At 66.3% G+C, this 22,617-nt stretch carries 19 protein-coding genes, 1 tRNA gene and 1 other RNA gene; 14 read left to right on the top strand and 7 right to left on the bottom strand.

What is annotated here, in order from left to right:
• Positions 1-85: 85 nt before the first annotated feature.
• Complete coding sequence (locus AC1DGW_RS04640) at positions 86-2,914, bottom strand: TonB-dependent receptor plug domain-containing protein (RefSeq protein WP_478019945.1); 2,829 nt, start codon at positions 2,912-2,914, stop codon at positions 86-88.
• A gap of 152 nt (positions 2,915-3,066) precedes the next feature.
• Between AC1DGW_RS04640 and apbC the strand changes: the two genes are divergently transcribed.
• Both apbC and dcd read left to right on the top strand, forming a co-directional pair.
• On the top strand, positions 3,067-3,927 hold the full coding sequence (gene apbC, locus AC1DGW_RS04645) for an iron-sulfur cluster carrier protein ApbC (RefSeq protein WP_478019947.1): 861 nt from the start codon (positions 3,067-3,069) through the stop codon (positions 3,925-3,927).
• Positions 3,928-4,036: 109 nt separating this feature from the next.
• Positions 4,037-4,609: a dCTP deaminase gene (gene dcd, locus AC1DGW_RS04650; protein ID WP_273082012.1), complete on the top strand. Its 573-nt coding sequence runs from the start codon at positions 4,037-4,039 to the stop codon at positions 4,607-4,609.
• A gap of 74 nt (positions 4,610-4,683) precedes the next feature.
• On the opposite strand, the gene AC1DGW_RS04655 is transcribed toward dcd, so the two are convergent.
• From AC1DGW_RS04655 to AC1DGW_RS04665, 3 genes are read right to left on the bottom strand one after another with little or no spacing between them, the layout of a single operon-like run.
• Entirely contained in the window at positions 4,684-4,851 is a 168-nt protein-coding gene (locus AC1DGW_RS04655; RefSeq protein ID WP_089153126.1) for a LiaI-LiaF-like domain-containing protein, read from the bottom strand.
• Positions 4,852-4,881: 30 nt separating this feature from the next.
• Positions 4,882-5,304: an HIT domain-containing protein gene (locus tag AC1DGW_RS04660; protein WP_478019951.1), complete on the bottom strand. Its 423-nt coding sequence runs from the start codon at positions 5,302-5,304 to the stop codon at positions 4,882-4,884.
• Positions 5,301-5,960, bottom strand: a complete 660-nt coding sequence (locus AC1DGW_RS04665) for a dienelactone hydrolase family protein (RefSeq protein ID WP_478019953.1) — start codon at positions 5,958-5,960, stop codon at positions 5,301-5,303. Before AC1DGW_RS04665 ends, AC1DGW_RS04660 begins: the two co-directional genes overlap by 4 nt.
• A gap of 138 nt (positions 5,961-6,098) precedes the next feature.
• Here AC1DGW_RS04665 and rimO point away from each other — a divergent pair, with 138 nt between their 5' ends.
• Positions 6,099-7,460: a 30S ribosomal protein S12 methylthiotransferase RimO gene (gene rimO / locus AC1DGW_RS04670; RefSeq protein WP_478019957.1), complete on the top strand. Its 1,362-nt coding sequence runs from the start codon at positions 6,099-6,101 to the stop codon at positions 7,458-7,460.
• Positions 7,461-7,489: 29 nt separating this feature from the next.
• On the top strand, positions 7,490-8,356 hold the full coding sequence (locus tag AC1DGW_RS04675; RefSeq protein ID WP_478019960.1) for a DUF3025 domain-containing protein: 867 nt from the start codon (positions 7,490-7,492) through the stop codon (positions 8,354-8,356).
• A gap of 88 nt (positions 8,357-8,444) precedes the next feature.
• Here AC1DGW_RS04675 and AC1DGW_RS04680 read toward each other — a convergent pair whose 3' ends face one another.
• From AC1DGW_RS04680 to AC1DGW_RS04690, 3 genes are all read right to left on the bottom strand, one after another.
• The gene (locus AC1DGW_RS04680) at positions 8,445-9,452 is read right to left on the bottom strand and encodes a DegV family protein (RefSeq protein ID WP_478019962.1); all 1,008 of its coding nucleotides are present in this window, start codon (positions 9,450-9,452) and stop codon (positions 8,445-8,447) included.
• A 195-nt stretch (positions 9,453-9,647) separates the two neighbouring features.
• Positions 9,648-10,166 (bottom strand): transcription elongation factor GreB, encoded by a 519-nt coding sequence (gene greB / locus AC1DGW_RS04685; protein ID WP_478019965.1) that lies wholly within the window; start codon positions 10,164-10,166, stop codon positions 9,648-9,650.
• Between the two features lie 3 nt (positions 10,167-10,169).
• Positions 10,170-11,675, bottom strand: coding sequence for a helicase HerA-like domain-containing protein (locus tag AC1DGW_RS04690; protein ID WP_478019969.1), 1,506 nt, complete (start codon positions 11,673-11,675; stop codon positions 10,170-10,172).
• A gap of 265 nt (positions 11,676-11,940) precedes the next feature.
• On the opposite strand from AC1DGW_RS04690, the gene AC1DGW_RS04695 reads away from it, so the two are divergent.
• From AC1DGW_RS04695 to ssrA, 10 genes are all read left to right on the top strand, one after another.
• Positions 11,941-13,521: a transglycosylase SLT domain-containing protein gene (locus AC1DGW_RS04695; RefSeq protein ID WP_478019972.1), complete on the top strand. Its 1,581-nt coding sequence runs from the start codon at positions 11,941-11,943 to the stop codon at positions 13,519-13,521.
• Between the two features lie 85 nt (positions 13,522-13,606).
• The gene (locus tag AC1DGW_RS04700; protein WP_478020668.1) at positions 13,607-14,098 is read left to right on the top strand and encodes a CinA family protein; all 492 of its coding nucleotides are present in this window, start codon (positions 13,607-13,609) and stop codon (positions 14,096-14,098) included.
• Positions 14,099-14,135: 37 nt separating this feature from the next.
• On the top strand, positions 14,136-15,815 hold the full coding sequence (gene ubiB, locus AC1DGW_RS04705; protein ID WP_478019974.1) for a 2-polyprenylphenol 6-hydroxylase: 1,680 nt from the start codon (positions 14,136-14,138) through the stop codon (positions 15,813-15,815).
• 177 nt (positions 15,816-15,992) lie between these two features.
• Positions 15,993-16,640, top strand: coding sequence for a transcriptional repressor LexA (gene lexA, locus AC1DGW_RS04710; RefSeq protein WP_478019976.1), 648 nt, complete (start codon positions 15,993-15,995; stop codon positions 16,638-16,640).
• Between the two features lie 183 nt (positions 16,641-16,823).
• Positions 16,824-17,858, top strand: a complete 1,035-nt coding sequence (gene recA / locus AC1DGW_RS04715; RefSeq protein ID WP_478019978.1) for a recombinase RecA — start codon at positions 16,824-16,826, stop codon at positions 17,856-17,858.
• 144 nt (positions 17,859-18,002) lie between these two features.
• On the top strand, positions 18,003-18,494 hold the full coding sequence (gene recX / locus AC1DGW_RS04720) for a recombination regulator RecX (RefSeq protein ID WP_478019982.1): 492 nt from the start codon (positions 18,003-18,005) through the stop codon (positions 18,492-18,494).
• A 99-nt stretch (positions 18,495-18,593) separates the two neighbouring features.
• Positions 18,594-21,245, top strand: a complete 2,652-nt coding sequence (alaS, locus tag AC1DGW_RS04725; protein WP_478019984.1) for an alanine--tRNA ligase — start codon at positions 18,594-18,596, stop codon at positions 21,243-21,245.
• Between the two features lie 139 nt (positions 21,246-21,384).
• Positions 21,385-21,588 carry a carbon storage regulator CsrA gene (gene csrA, locus AC1DGW_RS04730; protein WP_054656818.1) on the top strand — a complete coding sequence of 68 codons (204 nt, stop codon included), beginning with the start codon at positions 21,385-21,387 and terminating at the stop codon, positions 21,586-21,588.
• Positions 21,589-21,662: 74 nt separating this feature from the next.
• Positions 21,663-21,755 (top strand) — tRNA-Ser (locus tag AC1DGW_RS04735).
• A 224-nt stretch (positions 21,756-21,979) separates the two neighbouring features.
• Positions 21,980-22,333: a transfer-messenger RNA gene (ssrA, locus tag AC1DGW_RS04740) on the top strand.
• Positions 22,334-22,617: the final 284 nt, after the last annotated feature.

Here is a 22,617-nt window from a genome sequence, read left to right on the forward strand (position 1 = left end):
CTTGGTTTTACCTCGGTGATATCTGTACCTGGATCAAGAAAAAGCCCGACATGAGTCGGGCTTTTTCAGGTTTGCAATCAATCCGTCAGAACGTGTACTGAATGTTCGCGAACACCTGACGACCAACCGGGGAGAACGCACGCCAGAAGTAGGGATACGTCGTATAGGTCGAATCGTTCGGATGCAGCTTGTCGAACACGTTGGTGACGCTCAGACCCACGGCCAGCTTGTCGGTGATCTTCCTGTTCACGTCGAGATTCCACTGCAGGTAGGGGGCAATGCGCCCGGTTTCGCCCCAGTTCGGCAGGGAGCCCCAGCGGGTGCCATAGATGGTCGTGTTCCAGTTGTCGTTGTTCCAGGTGAAACGCGCCGTGCCCCTGCTGCGTTGGTTGAAGTACTGCAGGTGGTCGCGGATGTTAAGCGGTTCGTCGCCGCCGAAGCGGACCAGGTCCAGCGTCAGTACATGGGTGTAATCCAAGCCGAAGCCAAAGTCGCCACGGCGATCGGTCTGGATGGTGTACTTGAAGCTCGCGTCGATGCCGGAAGTTTCCAGGCTGGACTGATTGATCGGGTACGATCCGTATTCCAGAACCTTGCCGGATGCAATGGCGCTGCCTTCATCACGCTCGACAAGGCTGAGGAAGTGCTGGCAGGACGGAGAGGTCGAATCGATGGCATTGCCGTTGACGTCTACACCCAGGCGGCAATCGGCGTACTGCCGCATCAGGTAATCGCTGTCCAGCTCGCCGACCTGGTTCTCAAGCTTCATCTTGTAGTAGTCGACCGACAGCGACATGCGGTCCATGATGTCCCACACGAAGCCAACGGTGAAGGATTTGCTGGTTTCTTCCTGCAGGTCCTTCTTGCCCTCGTAAGTGCGGAAGACCTGATAGTAATAGTCTGGGTCGTTCGCGCAGTCGCTCGAAGTGGGAGAGATGCCGTTCTTGCGGCACAGATAGGCGTCGGTGATGTAGGTATAGGCGCCCGAATAACCCGCGAACACATAGTGCATGTCCGGTGCGCGGAAGCTGGTGGCATAAGTGCCGCGCAGCAGCAGCGAATCGAACGGACGGTATTCAAGACCGGTCGACCACGTGAATGCTCCGCCGACGTTGGTCGCGTCGTCGTATTTGTCATAACGACCGGCCAGACTACCCTTCAGCTTGTCGAAGATCGGGATGCTGAATTCCAGGCCTACCGCATAGCGGTCGCGTTCGCCGCCGCCGCCAGTGGCGGTGAGGTTGTAGATGCTGTCCGAGCCCTGATAGTCGGGGGTCGAGCGCACGTCCGGGGTCAACTTGTATTCCTGATGCGCTGCTTCCAGAACCATCGCAGCACCCAGCGGGCCGGCGGGCAGGTCGAACAGGTCGCCGCTCAGGCTGAATTGGCCTGCATAGCTCTCCGATTCGCCGCTATTGCGAACCTTGGTGATCAAGGAATTGAAGGTGTCCGGAGACATCGGGCTGAACAGTCGATTCAGGTGCACATCGGTGAAGTTGTGGGCCGGATAAGGACCCTGGTAGCCGAGGAAGTCACCCTTGAAGTAGTCATCGACCTTGTCAGTCAGGAAGCGCGGAGTAGTGGAGTCGAACTCGAACCGAGAATAGGACAGGCTGGCATCCCAGTCGAAACGATTGGAGAACATGCTGCCGCGCAGGCCGCCGCTGAAGTTATAGGATTTCTCGTCGTACGTGGTCTTCTGCGCGCTGCCGACTTCGGTCGGGGTGATGATGCGCTGTGCCTGCAGGTAGCCGTACTTCGGGGTATAGAACCAACCGCCGGACGACCAGAACTGGGTGGAGCCATTACCCTGGTTGTGGCTGGTAGTGCCAAGGAACTGAGCGTACGCCTGAATGCCGTTGTCGAAATCGTAGGTGCCCGACAAGTAAGCGGAAGTCTTGTCGTACTTGTTCTGGATCGACTGGGTGGCCGGATATCCGAAGTAGCCACAGCGGTTCGGCGTGCTGTTGGAAACGCTCGCGGAGGAGTTGTAGGGGGTGAACTCGGACGAGGTGCGCTCGCACGAATAACGCAGGGCATCGACCGAGGTGGACAGCGTTCCTTGCGGCGTCAGCCAGTTGTAGGCAGCGCCGGTGTTGCGGTACAGGTAGACGCCAGAGGCAGCGGTCGCGAAGTCCTCCTTGCCCTTGAACTGGGGGTTGTCGTAATAGGAATCCATGAAGTCGCGCTGCGACGCCTGGATGTCCTCGCGATTCACTTGTTCGAAGGCATAGGTCAGGCTCCACTTGTCGCCGCTCTTGCCACCGGTCCACTGGAACTGGCCAGTGTCACCGCCACCGCGGGTGGTGGTACCACCGCGTACGCGAACCGTGTTGCCCTCGTAGTTCTGCTTGGTGATGATGTTGATCACGCCGGCCACGGCGTCGGAGCCGTAGATGGCGGATGCGCCGCCGGTCAGCGTCTCGATGCGCTGGATGGCGGCAGCGGGAATGCTGCTCAGGCTGACGGCGTTGGACTGGCTGTTGTATGGCACAGGGTAGTCAGCCATGCGCTTGCCATTGATCAGGATCAGCGTGTAGCCCGGGCCCATGCTGCGCAGGTTGATGAACTGCGCGTTGGGCGTGAAGCCGTTCTGAGTGAGCTCGTTCTGCACGCTGCCGGTGAACTGGCTGAGCGTGTTCAAGGCTTCATACACCGTGGTGAAACCCTCTTTCTCGATGTCCTCGGCGGTCAACACGACGACGGGCGCAGGGCCTTCGACATCCGCACGCTTGATGCGCGAACCGGTGACTTCGATGCGATCAAGGTTTGTCGCCTTTTCCTTGGTCTTCGCGTCGCTGGCCGTGGCCTCGGAACTGTTCTGAGCGAGGGCGAAGCCCGGCGCGACCAGGGTGGCCAGGAGGGCCGTGGTCAGGGCGCTGCGCTTGATGTTGTTGCGATTACGGGTCTGCACTTGATGTATCCCCTAAGTGGCTAGAATGGGTTTGTCCATGCCCCTCAGGTTCCTGAATGAACGTGAAATTTCGCATGAACGTAACGTGACTTTAACCAAGTTTTGATCTGAAAGCACTCCATCCGGAAAAGTTGCATAGGAAATTTTGTGATATGACCAGCTCGCCCCCCGCTTCACCGGCGCCCGCCCACCGCGTCCAGAAGGGTCTCTCCCCGCATCCCCGCATCCGCAACGTCATCGCCGTGGGGTCCGGCAAGGGGGGCGTGGGCAAGTCCACGACGGCGGTGAACCTGGCCGTGGCGCTGCAGCGGCTGGGCGCGAGGGTGGGGGTGCTGGACGCCGACATCTACGGGCCGAGCGTGCCGGCGATGCTGGGGCTGAGCGGGCGACCGGAGAGTCCGGACAACAAGTCGATCGAGCCGATGCGCGCGTTCGGGGTGGAGACCATGTCGATCGGGTTCCTGGTCGAGCAGGATTCGCCCATGATCTGGCGCGGACCGATGGCAACGTCGGCGCTGACCCAGTTGTTCAACGACACCCGCTGGGGTGACCTGGACTATCTGCTGATCGACCTGCCGCCGGGCACCGGCGACATCCAGCTCACCCTTTCGCAGAAGATCCCGGTGGCCGGCGCGGTGATCGTGACCACGCCGCAGGACATCGCCACGCTGGACGCGCGCAAGGCGCTGAAGATGTTCGAGAAGGTCGAGGTGCCGGTGCTGGGCATCGTCGAGAACATGGCGGTACATACCTGTTCCAGCTGCGGCCATGTCGAGCACCTGTTCGGCGAGGGCGGCGGCCAGCGCATGGCCGCGCAGTACGGCGTGCCGCTGCTGGGCTCGCTGCCGCTGGAGATCGGCATCCGCGAACAGGGCGACGCCGGCACGCCGATCGTGGCGGCGGCGCTGCAATCGGCGGCGGCCCAAGCCTATGTGGCCGCGGCGCAGCGCATGATCGAGGAACTGGGCAAGCGCCCGCGCGCCGGGATTCCCATCGTTTCATCGCTGGTCTGAGCCTGCTGCCGGCCCGGGCCCGCGGTGGCGCTGCCCGGCGCCGGGCTTGGGCTAGAATCGCGTTCCCTCCGGCCCGCAGGCCGGGTTCCATCGCCACCAGGAACTTCGAATGAGCATCAAGAGCGACCGCTGGATCCGCCGCATGTCCGAGCAGCACGGCATGATCGAGCCGTACGAGGCCGGGCAAATCAAGCAGGTCGACGGCCAGCGCATCGTCAGCTACGGCACGTCCAGCTATGGCTACGACGTGCGCTGCTCGCGCGAGTTCAAGGTGTTCACCAACATCAACTCGACCATCGTCGACCCCAAGCACTTCGACCCGAAGAGCTTCGTCGACATCGAGGCCGACGAGTGCATCATTCCGCCGAATTCGTTCGCGCTGGCGCGCACGGTGGAGTATTTCCGCATCCCGCGCGACACGCTGGTGGTGTGCCTGGGCAAGAGCACCTATGCGCGCTGCGGCATCATCGTCAACGTGACGCCGCTGGAGCCGGAGTGGGAAGGCCACGTGACCCTGGAGTTCTCCAATACCACGCCGCTGCCGGCGCGCATCTACGCCAACGAGGGCGTGGCGCAGATGCTGTTCTTCCAGGCCGACAAGGACGATGTCTGCGAGACCTCGTACCGTGATCGCGGCGGCAAGTACCAGGGCCAGACCGGCGTGACCCTGCCGCGCACCTGAGCGGGGGCTGCGGCCGCATCAATGAAAAGGGCGCGGAATTCCGCGCCCTTTTCGTTTTCATCGGCTGCCGGCGCTTACTTGCCGCGCCCGAACAGCATGCCGATGCCCACGGCCACCAGGATGGCCGGCCACCAGGTGGCCAGCATCGAGCCGATGTTGCCGTTGATCCAGCCCAGGTTCTTGGCCAGGAAGAACAGGCCGACGATGATCAGGATCAGGGCGGCGATCAGATTGGAGCGCATCGACTTGCGGGTCCTTGGTTGAAGTGGCGGCTATCGTAGCCGCTGGCGCCAGATTTCGACACGCTCGGCCAGCACGCCCGGGTCGAAACGCTGCGCCGGGCCGCTGCCCCAGACCGGCCCGGGCCAGGCGGCGTCGCCTTCGTGGCGGCCGACCAGGTGGATGTGCAGCTGCGGCACGATGTTGCCCAGGGCGCCGATGTTGAGCTTGGTGACGTTGGGTTTCTGCTTCAGGTGGCGGGAGATCTGGTTGATCTCGGCCAGCAGCAGGCGCTGCTGGTTGCCATCCAGGTCGATCCACTCGCTGGCGCCCGGGACGCGCGGAACCAGCACGACCCAGGGGAAGCGGTCGTCGTTCATCAGGCGGATCTGGGACAGCGGGCCGTCGGCGATCAGCACGCTGTCGGCGGCAAGGCGGGTGTCAAGCTCGAAATCGGACGTCACAACTTCGGTCATCGCAGGGTCTCGCTGAAGAAGGCCAAGGTGCGTTCGCGCGCCAGTGCGGCGCTCGGAGCGTGGTAGTGCGCGCCGGCCTCGCGGTTGAAAGCGTGGCCGGCCGGGTACACGTATACCTGCATCGACGGTTGCTTTTCACGATGCGCTGCAACGGCGGCTGGTGGGATCGAGGGATCCTGTTCGCCGAAATGGAAGATGGCCGGGGCCTTGAACGGGGTGTCGAGGAATGGCACGTCGCGCGCGCCGTAGTAGCTGGCCGAGGGCAGGCCCAGCCGCTGCGCGGCGAGCAGGGCGATGGTGCCGCCCCAGCAATAGCCCACGGTGCCGACCTTTCCATGGCCGGCCAGTGCGCGGGAGGCGGCGTCCACGATGTCCACCGCGCGGTCCACGCCGAGTCCGTCCACCAGCGCCTTGCCGCGGGCGGTGCCGTCGGCGTCGTAGTCCAGCTCCAGCCCCGGTTCGAGCGGATCGAAGAACGAGGGCGCCAGCACGGCATAGCCGTCGGCGGCGTACCGGTCGGCGACACCGCGGATGTGGGCGTTGGCGCCATAGATTTCCTGTATCACCACCAGTCCGGCACGCGCCGGGCCGTCGGGCAGGGCCTGCCAGGCGCGTACCGGGCCGTGGGCGGTTTCGAGGGTGGTCCAGTGGCTCATGGCAGACTCCGTGGCGTGCGGGGAACGATCGTGCGTCCCCATGTTAAGGCCGGTGCCGGGTAGCGCCGGCACCCGGCCGGTATAATCGCCGGCCCCGCGGCCATTCCGGCCCCGGCCATCCAGAACCAGTCAGACCCCATGTCCCAGCTGAACCCCAAAGTCGGCTTCGTCAGCCTTGGCTGCCCGAAGGCCCTCGTCGATTCCGAGCGCATCCTCACCCAGCTGCGGGTGGAGGGCTACGACATCGTGCCGTCCTACGACTCGGCCGACGTGGTGGTGGTCAACACCTGCGGCTTCATCGACTCGGCCGTGGCCGAGTCGCTGGATGCCATTGGTGAGGCGATGAACGAGAACGGCAAGGTCATCGTCACCGGCTGCCTGGGCAAGAAGTCGGAGATGATCCGCGAGCACTACCCGGACGTGCTGTCGGTGTCCGGGCCGCAGGACTACGCCACGGTGATGGAGGCGGTGCACACGGCATTGCCGCCCAGGCACGACCCGTTCGTGGATCTGGTGCCGGACTACGGCATCAAGCTGACCCCGCGCCATTACGCCTATCTGAAGATTTCCGAAGGCTGCAACCACCGTTGCAGCTTCTGCATCATCCCGTCGATGCGCGGCGACCTCGTTTCGCGCCCGGTGGACGACGTGCTGCGCGAGGCCGAGCGGCTGGTGAAGGGCGGTGTGCGCGAACTGCTGGTGGTGTCGCAGGACACCTCGGCCTACGGTGTGGACCGCAAGTACGCGCCGGGCACCTGGCGCGGCAGGGAGTACGCCACGCGCATGAAGGCGCTGTGCGAGGGGTTGTCCGAGCTGGATGCGTGGACGCGCCTGCACTACGTCTATCCGTACCCGCATGTGGACGACGTCGTGCCGCTGATGGCTGAAGGGAAAATCCTGCCGTATCTGGATATTCCGTTCCAGCACGCCAGCCCGCGCATCCTCAAGCTGATGAAGCGTCCGGGCGCGGTCGACAAGACCCTGGAGCGCGTGCTGCGCTGGCGCGAAATCAGCCCCGACATCACCGTGCGTTCGACCTTCATCGTCGGCTTCCCGGGCGAGACCGAGGCCGAGTTCGAGCAGCTGCTCGACTTCCTCGATGCCGCCCAGCTCGACCGCGTTGGCGCGTTCGCCTATTCGCCGGTGGAAGGCGCCACCGCCAACGACCTGTCGGACCCGGTGCCGGAAGAAGTGAAGCAGGAGCGCCTGGCGCGCTTCATGGAGAAGCAGGCCGCCATTTCCGCGGCCAAGCTGGAAGCGAAGATCGGCAGTGTGCAGCAATGCCTGGTGGATGCCATCGAAGACGGCATCGCGGTGGCGCGCTCCAAGGCCGATGCACCCGAGATCGACGGCCTGGTGCATATCCAGAATGCCGACGAAGCCAGGCTGCGCGTGGGCGATTTCGTCGATGTGGAAATCACCGACAGCGACGAGCACGACCTGTTCGGTGACGCGCTCGTCAAGTCGGCCGCCCAGCCGTTCGACCTCAAGGTGCTGTGACCGGCCAGCCGGGCGGCACGCACGGTCGCGTGGCACCAGGCGATGCCAGTGCTGACGCCGGCGCTGAACGGCGCCGCTTCGTCGCGCCGCCGCGTGGGCAGGTCGATCCGGCGTGTTTCCGGCATCCGCTGTTCGGACGGTATGCCGATCACCGGGCGCTGCTGACGGCTGCGGCGTGGCCCGGCATCGACGCGCTCAACGCGGCGCTGCCGCTGCCTGGGCGGCGCTTCGTCGCCCAGGACCCGAGCCTGCTCGCCGATGGCCTGCACTACGAAACGCGCATTGCCACCCATGGCCATATCGCCACCCGCATGGAGAACTGGCACGACCTGTTCAACGCGCTGGTCTGGGCGCGTCATCCGGCGATCAAGTCGGCGCTCAACGCGCGCCAGTGCCTGCATATCGCCGCGATGGGGCCGCAGCGGCGCAACCGCGCGCAGCAGGCGCTGACCCAGTTCGACGAATGCGGGGTGATCGTGCGTGTCGCCGATCCGGCACTGTTGCCGCTGTGGGATGGACATCGCTGGACCGAACTGTTCGCCACGCAGTCGGCGCGCTGGCAGGACGGCGGTATCGCCGTTGCCGCGGTGATCGGGCATGCGCTGATGGAGCAGGCGCTGGTGCCCGGGCGTCTGCTGGTCGGGCGCTGCGTGGTGGTGCAGGGCAGGGACGACGCGGCCTGCGTGGCGCGTGTCGCCGAAGCGATAGCGGGCGGCGGACTCCTCGACGACCCGCTGGAGCTGCGGCCGCTGCCGCTGGCCGGCGTGCCGGGCTGGCATCCGCGGCAGGATGCCGCCTTCTACGCGCAGGCCGACTACTTCCGGCCGCTGCGTGCGGGCCGGCTGTATCCATCGCCGCTGCATGAAGCGCAGGAGCGCATGCACGGACACCCGTAGGAGCGCACTTCAGTGCGCGATGGGGTTTTACCGGGAAGGCCCCATCGCGCACTGAAGTGCGCTCCTACGGCGCTCCTGCGGGGCGGCTTCAGAAGCGGCCGTCCTGCGGCTCGCCGGCGAAGGCCAGGGTGAGCCCGCCCGGGCCGATGTTCATCATCCCGGTGATGCTCATCGGCAGCACGTGCAGGCGCACGCCTTCCTCCTCGCAGGTATCGCGCAACCGCGCAAGCGCCTCGAGCTGCAGCACGTCCTGCACCGGGCCTGCATAGGAAACGACCAGGTGCGGCGTATACAGCCCGCGCCGCACCTGCGTTCCGGCGTGGGCGAACAGGCGGCTCCAGGCTTCGTCGCGCCCGCGGAACCGGGCGATCGGATGGGTGTCGCCGTTGCGGCCGAGGATGATCGGCTTGATGTCCAGTGCGCTGCCCAGCAGCACGTTGAGCAGCTTGATGCTGCGGTCGCCGCGTACGCGCGAACGGGTGCGCGCATAGCCCAGATTGTCCGGCACGTAGTAGGTGTGGGTGGTGTCGATGATGCGCTGCAGGGGATCGCGGATGTCCTTGGGCGGCACCTGCGCGCGCAGCATGTCCATCAGCGCCATGGCCGGGACGCCGGAGCCGGCGAACATGTTGCGGGTATCGATGACCCGGAACTGGAACGGACGGGTGATGCCCGACGCCTGGCGCAGGGTGCGGGTGGCATTCATCGCCAACGTGCTGCCGTGGCGGGCGGCGTCGTGGATCGGGCTGCGGCTGGCGGTGATCGTCAGGCAGAACACCGAGTCGTATTCCAGCGCGAAGCGTTCGAGGAAGAACGCGCTCATCTGCGCCGCGTCCAGCGGGATCGACTGGCCGGTCACGCCCTCGCCGTTGGCGTTCTCGCGCATGTAGCGGCTGGTGGCGTCCGCGTCGTGCTGGTCGACATAGGTGACCGGGCCGATGCGGATCGGGATGGGGATCACCGCCACGTCGGGATGGGCGATGAAATCGGCCGATACGTCGCAGGACGCATCGATGACGATGCCGGTGCGTGCCGGCCGGCGTTGGCTGGTGACGTCCTGTTCGAGGGTGGGGGCCGTGGCTTCGGGCGCGTGCATGTTTCTTCCGTGGCGACATGGGCAACCGGAAAGCAATACACAGACCGATGAAGGCGCGTCAAATACGTCCGGGTATGTTCCGGACGGCGTTGGCTAGTGGCTTGATTCCACAATGCGGATGAGCCATCCGCATGCGCAGGCGTATGTGCCGCGTGCGCGGAATCCAGCCGCGGGCGGGCGCCCGGGAGCCGATCCCTAGGGATCCTGCGGACCCGCTGCGTAGTCGATGCCGACGACGGCGAAGCCCTGCCGCCCGCCCGGCAGTTCCACTTCGAACTCGTCGTCGATGCGCTTTTTCAGCAGGGCGCGGGCCAGCGGCGAATCGATGCTGATCCAGCCGGCCGTCGCGTCGGTCTCGTCCGGGCCGACGATGCGGTAGACGTGGGTCTGGCCGGACTGCACGTTCTCCAGCTCCACCGTCGCACCGAAGAACACCGCGTCCGGATCGCTGGGGCGGGTGTCCACCACGCGCAACGCTTCCAGGCGCTTGCTCAGGTAGCGTACGCGCCGGTCGATTTCGCCCAGCTGCTTCTTGCGGTACGTGTACTCGGCGTTCTCCGAGCGGTCGCCCTCGGCCGCGGCCGCGGCCAGCGCCTTGACCACTTCGGGCCGGCGCTGCCGCCACAGTTCGTCCAGTTCGGCCTTCAGGCGCGCGTGGCCCTGCGCGGTGATCAGGGCGGTGCTCTTTTCCGCAGGGGGACGCCAGCGCGACATGGCTCAGCGCTTGCCGCCGAAGATGCCGCCGAGGATGCCGCGCACGATCTGGTTGCCGAGCTTGGTGCCGACGGTACGGGTGGTCTGCTTGGCCATGGTCTCGATCATGCCCTGGCGGCGCTTGGTGCCGAAGATGGCGTCCTTGATGGCCTGGCCGAAGCCGCCTTCCTGGCTCTCGTCCTGCTCGCGGGTGCGTGCGGCGGGCGCCTTGGCCTGTTCGGCCGCCTGCTGCGTGCGCCGCGCCAGGATCTCCGCCGCCGATTCGCGGTTGACCGCGGTGTCGTAGCGGCCGCCGACCGGACTGTCGGCGCGCACCTGCGCGCGTTCGGCGTCGGTGATCGAACCCATGCGGCAGCGTGGCGGCGCCACCAGCGTCTTCTGCACGGGGGAGGGGATGCCCTTGTCCTGCAGGGTGGAGACCAGCGCCTCGCCGGTGCCCAGCTGCGACAGCGTGGCGACCACGTCCAGCTTCGGATTGGGAACGAAGGTCTCGGCTGCGGTCTTCACCGCCTTCTGGTCGCGCGGGGTGAAGGCGCGCAGCGCATGCTGCACGCGGTTGCCGAGCTGGCCGAGGATGTTGGCCGGTACGTCGTCGGGGAACTGCGAGCAGAAATACACGCCCACGCCCTTGGAGCGGATCAGCCGCACCACCTGTTCGATGCGCTGTACCAGCGCGGCCGGGGCATCGTCGAACAGCAGATGCGCCTCATCGAAGATGAAGACCAGCTTCGGCTTCTCCAGGTCGCCCACTTCCGGCAGCTTCTCGAACAGTTCGGACAACAGCCAAAGCAGGAAGGTCGAGTACAGGCGCGGCTTGAGGATCAGCTGCGCGGCGGCGAGGATGCCGATCACGCCGCGGCCGTCGTGGTTGACGCGCATGATGTCGGCCAGTTCCAGCGCCGGCTCGCCGAAGAAGTTCTCGCCGCCGTCCTGCGACAGGCGCAGCAGCGCGCGCTGGATCGCCGCCACCGACTGCGCGCTGACCAGCCCGTACTCGGTGGACACGTCCTTGCGCTCTTCGGCCACCAGGTTGAGCAGGGCGCGCAGGTCGTCCAGGTCGAGCAGCAGCAGACCGCGGTCGTCGGCCAGCTTGAACACGATGTCGAGCACGCCGGCCTGGGTGTCGTTGAGCTCGAGGATGCGCGCCAGCAGGGTCGGTCCCATCTCGCTGACCGTGGTGCGCACCGGATGGCCGAGCTGGCCGTACAGGTCCCAGAACACCACCGGGCTGGCGGCTGGCGCGTAGTCGGCCACGCCGATGTCGGCGGCGCGCTGGGCCAGCTTCTCGCCGCCGTCGCCGGCCACGGCCAGGCCGGCCACGTCGCCCTTTACGTCGGCCAGGAATACCGGCACGCCCAGCCGCGAGAAGCCTTCGGCCAGCGTCATCAGGGTCACTGTCTTGCCGGTGCCGGTGGCGCCGGCCACCAGGCCGTGACGGTTGCCGAAACGCGGGAGCAGGGTGACGGCGATGTCGTCGGTTACGCCTTTGCCGATCAGGATGGGATCCATGGGGAGCTCTTGGAGGGACGGGGAAGGATTCGTGGAATGTGTTCATGCTCTGTCGCGAGCGCTGGCCTGCGGTCCGCGGTGGAGCGGAGCAAGCGCAGCGTATAAGCGATACGTGAGCATTGCGAGCACCGCATGCGGGTCGCGGGGCGAGCGCAGCCGGAGCGTGAATACGTTCCAACGGTCGACTGTATCGCCGCCGCGTGCCGGTTGCCGCCGGGCGAGGCCGGCGGCTACCCTGCCAGCCTTTCCGCCTGTAATGCCGCTGATGCCCGCTTCCGTTCCGTCCGTCCGCCGTTGCTCGCTGCTGGTCGCCGTTTCGCTGCTGTTCGCCGTTCCCACCGCCCACGCGCAGCGCGTGTCCGCCCGCGACAAGGCCAAGGTCGATGCGATCGAGCAGCGCATGGCGGCGGCGGAGAAGCGCTATACCGACGCGCTGCTGCTGGTCGCCAACGCCGATCCCAAGGGCACCGCCGAGGGCAACGCGGCGCTGGAGGACATGGAAGACGTGATCGATGCCTGCATCGGCCAGAAGGGTTGCCAGGTCGGCACCCTGCTGTCCACCTACAAGCGGCTGTTGAAGAAGCAGGCCGACGACAGCGCCGGCGACGCCGCCGACGAGGCCGGCGATACGCTGGAGGCCGATCCCGACCATGTCGGCCCGCTGGTCGCCGACGTGCCGGAAGCCGCGCGCGCGGCGGCCCTGCTCAACGACCACCGCCATGCCTTCGACGAGATGGTCGAGTACAACCCGGCGATCCAGGCCGGCATCCGCCGCTGGCTGACCGACATGCGCCCGGCGCTGCTGACCAGCTACGAGAACTACATGAACCTGCGTGCGGTGATGTGGCCGGAGTGGGAGAAGCGCGGCCTGCCCGAAGCGCTGCTGTTCGGCATCATGGCCAAGGAGTCCAACGGCCGCGTGCATGCCTCCTCGCGCGCCGGTGCGGCCGGGCTGATGCAGTTCATGCCGGCCACCGGCCGCCGTTTCGGCCTTGGCCCGGACGGTACCGGCTTCGACACCCGCTTCGACGCGCGCAGCGCCGCCGAGGCCAGCGCCGCCTACATGAACGAGCGCATGGGCCAGCTCAACCGCAACATCGAACTGGCGCTGGCTGCCTACAACGGCGGCGAGGGCAGGGCGCAGCGGGTATTCAACCAGGGCGGCGGGCAGAGTTTCTGGACCGATTCGATCTACAACCAGTTCCCGGGCGAAACCAAGGACTACGTGCCGATGGTGATCGCCGCGGCATGGATCTTCCTGCACCCGCAGCAGTACGGCGTCGAATTCCCGAAGGTCAACGCGCAGCCGGCGACGGTCCGCCTGGCCAGGTCCACCACCATCTACGAACTGACCATCTGCCTGGGCAGCGCCGGCACCCGCGACGGTTACATGCGCGCGCTGCGCAACCTCAACCCGCGCTACGAGGCCGACGGCTGGATTCCGGCCGGTACCACCATCAACGCCACCACCCGCATCGCCGGGCTGTACAACCGAAACTGCGTGAGCGGACCGCGCGCGGACCTGGCGAGGGCGCTGATCACTGCCGACCTGAATGCCGCGGTCAAGCGGCCGCAGGCTGCGGCCTACACCGGCAACGTGGCGGTGGGCGATGTGCAGTCGATGCAATCGGCCCTGCCTGCCACCGCGGCACCTGCCGCGCCGGCGCGCCCGGCGTCCCGTCCTGCCGCACGCAGCTACAAGGTCGCCAAGGGCGACACGCTGGGCCGCATCGCCACGCGCTTCCAGTGCGAAGTGCCGGCCCTTGCGCGCGCCAACGGACTGCGCGCCCCGGCCTATGCGATCAAGCCGGGGCAGACGCTGAAGCTGGAAGGCTGCAGCCGCTGAACGAGGCGGGATGTGGCAGCGGTTTCGCCGCCGCGCGTTTTTTGCGCTACAACGGGCAACCGTTTCCACAGGCGCCGCCATGGCCATGACGCCCGACGATCTTGAACTGGAGCGACTCGCCACCCGCATCGGCGAGCGCCTGCGCATCGCGCGCGACCGCGTGGTCACCGCCGAAAGCTGCACCGGCGGCTGGATCGCCAAGGCGATGACCGGCGTGGCAGGTTCATCGGACTGGTTCGACTGCGGCATGGTGGCCTACAGCTACGAGGCCAAGCAGGCGCTGCTGGGCGTGCGCCCACAGACGCTGGAAAGCCAGGGCGCGGTGAGCCGCGAGACGGTGATCGAAATGGTATCCGGCGCGCTGGTGCATTCCGGCGCCAGCGTCGCCGTCGCCGTCACCGGTATCGCCGGGCCGGGCGGCGGCAGCGCCGACAAGCCGGTCGGTACCGTGTGGATCGGCTGGAAGCGGCGCGGTGGCTACACGCATGCCGAACTGTTCCATTTCGACGGCGACCGCGACGCGGTGCGGCGGCAGACCGTGGCGCGCGCGCTGGAGGGGCTGGAGGCCCTGCTGTGATGCCCCGCCGCCAGCGCGGACGCGGAGGGTGCGGCTGATGTGGGAAGCCCTGGGCACCGTGCGCGACCTGGGCCGGCTGCAGGAGATCGCCGCCGTCCTGATCCGCTATGGCTTCGGCGATGTCGTCCGCCGCGCCGGCATGGCCGACGTCCTGCAGCGCGCAGGGCGCCTGCTGCACTGGAACGATCCGGGGCAGATCCTGCAGATGTCCGCGCCGGTGCGGGTGCGGCGCGCGATGGAAGACCTCGGTCCGACCTTCGTCAAGCTGGGGCAGGTACTGGCCACGCGCGTGGACCTGTTTCCGCCGGAATGGATCGCCGAGTTCAGCGAACTGCAGAATGCGGTGCCGGCATTGCCATACGAACAGGTGCGCGGGCAGCTCGAGGCCGACCTGGGCGAGCCGCCGGAGCAGGCCTTCGCCCGGCTGGAGGAGCGCCCGATGGCCGCCGCCTCGCTGGCGCAGGCGCACCGGGCCTGGCTGCAGGACGGAACGCCGGTGGTGCTGAAGGTCCGCCGTCCCGGCATCCGCGATGTGGTCGAGGCCGACCTGCGCCTGCTGGCAAGGCTGGCCGAGATCATCGAGGCGCGCCTGCCCGACCTGCGTCGCTACCGGCCCTCGGAAGTGGTGCAGCAGTTCACCCAGTCGCTGCGCCGCGAGCTGGATTTCGCCGCCGAATGCCGCAACGCCGAGCGCATCGCCGGCAACTTCGCCGGCCATCCGGACGTGCTGATCCCGCGCGTGCACTGGCAATGGACCTGCGAGAGCCTCAACGTGCAGGACTTCGTCGACGGCATCCCCGGTCGCGACCTGGACGCCGTCGATGCCGCCGGCCTGGACCGCGTGGCGCTGGCGCATGCCGGCGCGGCGATCATCCTCAAGATGGTGCTCGACGACGGCTGTTTCCACGCCGATCCGCATCCGGGCAACATCTTCTACATGCGCGATGGCCGCATCGGCATCATCGATTTCGGCATGGTCGGAAGGCTGTCCGAACAGCGCCGGTTCCAGGTCGCGCGGCTGCTGCACGGGCTGGTGTCGCAGGACCCCGAGGCGGTGACCGACGTGCTGCTGGAATGGGCCGGCGGCGTGGAGGTGGACGAATCGCGCCTGCAGCATGACCTGGGCAGTTTCGTCGACCAGTACCGCGGCGTGCCGCTCAAGGACCTGCGCATCGGCCTGATGCTGGGCGACGTGACGACGCTGCTGCGCCAGTACGGCCTGACCCTGCCGGCCGACCTGGCGCTGATGATCAAGACCTTCCTGACCCTGGAGGGCATGGGGCGGCAACTGGACCCCGATTTCGACATGGCCGGCACCGCGCGCCCGTTCCTGGAGCGGATCATGCGCCGCCGCTATGCACCGCGCGCGGTGCTGCGCCGGGGCCGTCGCGGCCTGCTCGGCGCGCTTGATCTGGCCGGTGAGCTGCCGCGTGACATGCGCCGCCTGCTGCAGGCGGCCCGTCGTGGGCGCATGCGTCTGATGGTGGACACGCCGGGGCTGAAAGGCTTCGGCGACCAGGTCAACCGCGCCGCCAACCGGCTCACCGTCGGCATCGTCACCGCCGCCCTGATCATCGGCTCGTCCATCGTCATGAACAGCGTCGGCAGCAGCGCCAACCGCTGGCTGCTGGCGCTGGGCGTAGCCGGCTTCCTCGGCGCCGGACTGTGCGGCGTGTGGATCCTGTTCTCGATTCTGCGCAGTGGGAAGCGTCCCTGAGGCGCTCCACCGATCTGGGGGCGACCGCGTTGGCCGGCGATTCCGCGGCACATGATCGGGGACTGATGCGGCCCCTTGGCAGTCTTGAAGGCCGTGGCCAGGGTGCAATCGGGCAGGGCGACCTCTGGTCGGTTCCAGCACTTGCGCAGGCGGTTGTTAGTAGTAATACTACTAACCATGGACCTGACCCAGACCCAGCAGGCGATCCTGCAGTTGATCGCCGAGCGCATCGACAGCGAAGGCGTGCCGCCCTCGCAGACCGAGATCGCCCGCGCCTTCGGCTTCAAGGGGGTGCGTTCGGCGCAATACCACCTGGATGCGCTGGAAGCTGCCGGCGCCATCGAGCGCGTGCCGGGCCGGGCGCGGGGCATCCGCCTCGTACGTCCGGCCGACGAGGCGGACGCCGGCGCGCAACCGGCCGCCGCGATGGCCGAAGAGCAGGTGCTGCGCCTGCCGGTGCTGGGGCGTGTCGCCGCCGGCCTGCCGATCGGCGCGGACATCGGCTCGGACGACTTCGTGGTGCTGGACAAGGTGTTCTTCTCGCCCGCGCCGGACTATCTGTTGAAGGTGCAGGGCGACTCGATGATCGACGAGGGCATCTTCGACGGCGACCTGATCGGCGTGCACCGCACCCGCGACGCGCGTTCCGGGCAGATCGTGGTGGCTCGCATCGACGACGAGATCACCGTCAAGCTGCTCAAGGTCGGCAAGGACCGCATCCGCCTGCTGCCGCGCAACCCCGACTACGCCCCCATCGAGGTCCTGCCGGACCAGGATTTCGCCATCGAAGGGTTGTATTGCGGCCTGTTGAGGCCGAACCGGTGACAGTGTTTTTCCCATCGCAGCCGCGGTGGTTTTCCTACGGGCGATGGGCGCCGGCGCTGCTGCCGGTATCCTTCCCGCCCCGATAATCTGGCCGCACCGCCACCAGTCTCAACCTGTGCGATACGGCCCCGCTACAGTGGACCCATGACGAAATCCATGACATCAACGACGAGGAAGACCCCGATGGACGATAACAAGAAGCGTGCGCTCGCTGCCGCCCTGGGCCAGATCGAGAAGCAGTTCGGCAAGGGCTCGGTGATGCGCATGGGCGACCGCGTGGTCGAGCCTGTCGAGGCGATTCCCACCGGCTCGTTGATGCTGGATATTGCGCTCGGCATCGGCGGCCTGCCCAAGGGGCGCGTGGTCGAGATCTATGGTCCCGAATCCTCGGGCAAGACCACCCTGACCCTGCAGGCCATCGCGCAGTGCCAGAAGCTGGGCGGCACCGCCGCCTTCATCGACGCAGAGCACGCACTGGACCCGATCTACGCCGCGAAGCTGGGCGTGAACGTGGACGACCTGCTGCTGTCGCAGCCGGATACCGGCGAGCAGGCCCTGGAAATCGCCGACATGCTGGTGCGTTCGGGCTCGGTGGACATCCTGGTGATCGACTCGGTCGCCGCGTTGACCCCGAAGGCCGAAATCGAAGGCGAGATGGGGGATCAGCTGCCGGGCCTGCAGGCCCGTCTGATGAGCCAGGCGCTGCGCAAGCTGACCGGCAACATCAAGCGCTCCAACACGCTGGTGATCTTCATCAACCAGCTGCGCATGAAGATCGGTGTGATGATGCCGGGCCAGAGCCCGGAAACCACCACCGGCGGCAATGCGCTGAAGTTCTATGCCTCGGTGCGCCTGGATATCCGCCGCATCGGCGCGATCAAGAAGGGCGACGAGATCATCGGCAACCAGACCAAGATCAAGGTCGTCAAGAACAAGCTGGCCCCCCCGTTCAAGCAGGTGATCACCGAGATCCTGTATGGCGAAGGCATCAGCCGCGAGGGCGAACTGATCGACATGGGCGTGGACGCCAAGCTCGTGGAGAAGGCTGGCGCCTGGTACAGCTACGGCGACGAGCGCATCGGTCAGGGCAAGGACAACGCCCGCGGCTACCTGCGTGACAACCCGCAGGTGGCGGCCAGGCTCGAGGCCGAACTGCGTGAGAAGTTCCAGCCGGCCGACGCCGCCCGCGAAACGGGTGACGACGAAGACGAGGAATGATTTTCCCGCGGGGACGGGCGGCGCATCGTCAGTGACGTCGTCCCGTTCCCGCGGTTTTGTGGACACGAGGCACGCCCCGCAATAGGGCGCCACCACACGCAGGTGCGGGGCTTGCCCCGCACGCGCGGGATGGCAGGTAACGCAATGAACGACAGCGAAGACCGGCCTGGCCGCCGCAGCCGGCGGCCGCGTGAACAGACGCCGCTGCAGCGTGCCCTGGGGCTGCTGGTGCGGCGTGAGCATTCGCGCAAGGAACTGGGGCGCAAGCTCAAGGCCCGGGGCGTCGATGCCGACGAGGTCGACGCGGCCGTGGCGAAGCTGGCCGAAGAGGGCTGGCAGGACGACACCCGTTTCGCCGAGGCCCTGGTACGCAACCGGTCCGGGGGCGGCTATGGCCCCCTGCATATCCGGGCCGAACTGGGTACCCATGGCCTGGACAACGAACGGATCGAGGCCGCGATGGCCACCTTCGAGGGCGACTGGGCGGAGCTGGCGCGGGAACTGGTCTGCCGCCGTTTCGGCCCGGATGGGCCGCAGGAACTGGCACAGCGGCGCAAGGCGGCGGACATGTTGGCCCGGAGGGGCTTCGACGGAGGCTGCATCCGCAACGCCACCCGTTACGATCCTGAGGACTGAATGGACCGGGCCTGATACCCTTTCAGGGTTTCGGCCGTTCCGGTTCCACGCGCCGCGTGGAGGAGCCGACTGCCGCCAGCCCGCCTATCGCCAGTCCTCATGAATACACCCGTAAAGTTCACTACCTCCCAGATCCGTGCCGACTTCCTCGAATTCTTCAAGGGGAAGGGCCACACCATCGTGCCGTCGGCGCCGCTGGTGCCGGGCAACGACCCGACCCTGCTGTTCACCAACTCCGGCATGGTGCAGTTCAAGGATGTGTTCCTGGGCGCGGAGAAGCGCAGCTACGTGCGCGCGGCCGATGTCCAGCGCTGCCTGCGTGCCGGCGGCAAGCACAACGACCTCGATTCGGTCGGCTACACCGCCCGCCACCACACCTTCTTCGAGATGCTGGGCAACTGGTCCTTCGGCGATTACTTCAAGAAGGACGCCATCGCATGGGCCTGGGAACTGCTGACCCAGGTCTGGAAACTGCCGGCCGAACGCCTGCTGGTCACCGTCTACCACAACGACGACGAGGCCTATGCGCTGTGGCGCGACATGGTCGGCGTGCCGGAAGACCGCATCGTACGCATCGGCGACAACAAGGGCGCGCCGTATGCCTCGGACAATTTCTGGCAGATGGCCGATACCGGTCCGTGCGGCCCATGCACCGAGATTTTCTTCGACCACGGCGAGCACATCGCCGGCGGTCCTCCGGGCTCACCGGATGAGGATGGCGACCGCTTCATCGAAATCTGGAACCTGGTGTTCATGCAGTTCGATCGCCAGCCCGATGGCACCCTGGTGCCGTTGCCGGCGCCGTGCGTGGACACGGGCATGGGCCTGGAACGTCTGGCGGCGATCCTGCAGCACGTGCACACCAACTACGAGATAGACCTGTTCCAGGCGTTGATCCGCAAGGCTTCCGGGCTGACCGGCACCGCCGACCTTGAGAACAAGTCGCTGCGTGTGATCGCCGACCACATCCGCGCCTGCTCCTTCCTCATCGTCGATGGCGTGCTGCCGTCCAACGAAGGCCGCGGTTACGTGCTGCGCCGGATCATCCGCCGTGCTCTGCGCCATGGCTGGATGCTGGGCGTGCGCCAGCCGTTCTTCCACCAGCTGGTGCCGACCCTGGTCGAGCTGATGGGTGAGGCCTATCCGGAACTGCCGGCCGCTGCCGCGACGGTGCAGAAGGCGCTCCTGGCCGAGGAAGAGCGCTTTGCCGAAACGCTGGATGCCGGCATGAAGATCTTCGACGATGTCGCGGCCAAGGTCGCTGACGGTGTCATTCCCGGTGTCGACGCTTTCCGCCTGTACGACACCTACGGCTTCCCGGTCGACCTGACCGCCGACATCGCCCGCGAGCGCGGCATGACGGTGGACATGGCCGGCTTCGATATCGCCATGGAACACCAGCGCGAGATGGCGCGTGCCGCCGGCAAGTTCGGCGGCGGCGTGCAGTTGCCGGCGGATCTGGTCGCCACGCTGTCGCCGACTGCCTTCCTGGGCTATGACCAGCTGCAGGCCGACGGCCTGAAGGTGGTTGCGCTGCTCAAGGACGGCCGCCCGGTGGATGCCGTGCAGGCCGGCGATGAAGTGATCCTGTTCACCGACAGGACCCCGTTCTACGCCGAATCGGGTGGCCAGGTCGGCGACACCGGCAGGTTGTCCGGCAACGGCATGGAGCTCGCGGTTTCCGACACGCAGAAGTTCGCCGGCCAGTTCCATGGCCATGTGGGCACTGTGAAGCAGGGTGCGATCAAGCTTGGCGACGTGCTGTCCGGCACGATCGACAATGCCCGTCGCAGCGCCACCATCCTCAACCACTCCGCCACCCACCTGCTGCACGCCGCCCTGCGCGAGGTGCTCGGCACCCACGTGCAGCAGAAGGGTTCGCTGGTGGCGCCGGACCGCCTGCGCTTCGATTTCTCACATTTCCAGCCGATCAGCGCGGACGAACTGGCGGTCATCGAGCGCAAGGTCAACGAGCAGGTGCGTGCCAACAACGCCGCCGAAGTGCACCATATGGGCATGCAGGAGGCGCTGGACTTCGGCGCGATGGCGCTGTTCGGCGAGAAGTACGGCGAGAACGTACGCGTGCTGAAGATGGGCGACTACTCCACCGAGCTGTGCGGCGGCACCCATGTGTCACGCACCGGTGATATCGGCCTGTTCAAGATCACTTCCGAAGGCGGCGTCTCCTCCGGCGTGCGCCGCATCGAGGCGGTGACGGGGCAGGGCGCGCTCGACCATGTGGATGCCGAAGAGGCTCGCCTGGCCGAGGCCGCGAACCTGCTGGGCGGCGCGGCGACTGACGTGGTCGAGAAGATCCGTCAGCTCGGCGAGCGGCAGAAGCGGCTCGAACGTGAGCTGGAAGCCCTCAAGGCCAAGCTGGCTTCGGGTGCGACCGCCGATCTCGGTGCATCGGCAGTCGAGATCGGTGGCGTGAAGGTGCTGGCTGCGCGTCTGGAAGGCTTCGACGCCAAGGCGCTGCGCGATGCGATGGATCGGCTCAAGCAGCAACTGGGCGATGCGGTGATCCTGCTGGCCGGTACCCAGGACGGCAAGGCATCCCTGGTCGCCGGCGTGAATGGCTCGGCAACGGGCAGGGTCAAGGCCGGGGAACTGCTGTCCCATGTTGCCGGTCAGATCGGTGGCAAGGGCGGTGGTCGTCCCGATCTGGCGCAGGGTGGCGGTGAAGACGGCCCCAGGCTGGTTGCCGCGCTCGAAGGCGTGCTGGAATGGATCAAGCCACACTTGGCATGAACGTAGACAACCGCGCGCCTTGAAGGCGCCGGTGCCCTGCCATTAACATTGGGGGTCTTTTCCCTTTGTCGTGGGGCGCAGGTACCTGGCGCGCCAATGCCGGTGGGGAAACCCCACCGGTTCCATGGAGATTCGCACAATGTTGATCCTGACTCGCCGTGTAGGCGAAACCCTGATGATTGGTGACTCGGTCAGCGTGACCGTGCTCGGCGTCAAGGGCAACCAGGTACGTATCGGTATCACCGCGCCGAAGGACGTGGCGGTGCACCGTGAGGAGATTTTCCAGCGTATCCAGCGCGGCGACGAGCCGGCTGCATCGGGAAGTGAAGAAACTTCCGAATAAGGGTTTACCTTTCACCCCGTTAAACGGTATTCTTCGCGCCCTGCCACGGAACACGCGGCAGGGCGAAAGAAAACGGAGTGATGCCCGAGAGGCCGAAGGGGCTCCCCTGCTAAGGGAGTATAGGGTCAAAAGCTCTATCGAGGGTTCGAATCCCTCTCACTCCGCCAGTTGAAGAACGTCTGCAGGCCTCTGGTTTGCGGACGTTTTTCATTTCAGGGGTATGGATCCGCATCGTTGCGGAGAGGCGTGGGCGACGCATGACTGCGGGGTGTCCAGGGCGATGTGCGGAGATGACGCATCACGCCACATCGCGTACTATGGCCGCTGTCGAGCATTGCTCGGGCCGCATCGCAGCTCTGGACGATGAAGACTGAAGATTCTTGAAGAAATCGGGGGTGCACTGGTTTCGACGGGGGTTGTGAAGTCGCTTGGTGCATGCCGAGGGGGTAGCTTTCCTCGTAAATCCAGCTGCAAAACTCATAGTTGCCAACGACGACAACTACGCTCTGGCCGCTTAAGGCCTAAGCCCCGAAACAGCTTGTGTCCGTGCTCGCTGCGTAGGGTCATCATCACGGAATCGCATGGGGTGGCTGCCCGTCAGCTCCAAGCTAGATGAAGCGGGCTGGTTCCGGGATGCGCTTTGCGCGCCGTGCTGTTCCGGGGCGAGATACAACGGTGAGCTAAGCATGTAGTACCGGGGATGGAGTGCCTTCGGACGGCGGTTCAATTCCGCCCACCTCCACCATCTGCAAAAGCCCAGCCTTTACCGGCTGGGCTTTTTTTTGCCTGGAGGCAAGGCCGCAGTCAGTGTGTCGTTTACTGGAAGACGTGGCAGAACCGCTTAAAGGCGCTGTGACCATCCTGCGACACGTGGTTGCCGACCATGGCCGGCACGTTTCCGTGATGGCATGGTCCGACGCATCGCTCTTGCCCGTATCGCCTGGGCGAGACCGTTGGTGCGGATTTCCGCCGACGGGCGATGCCGTCATGGTGGGTTTGCCTGGGATGGACGTTGGCGGTGGGTGCTGC

It is taken from the genome of Stenotrophomonas sp. 05N423, assembly GCF_056397145.1.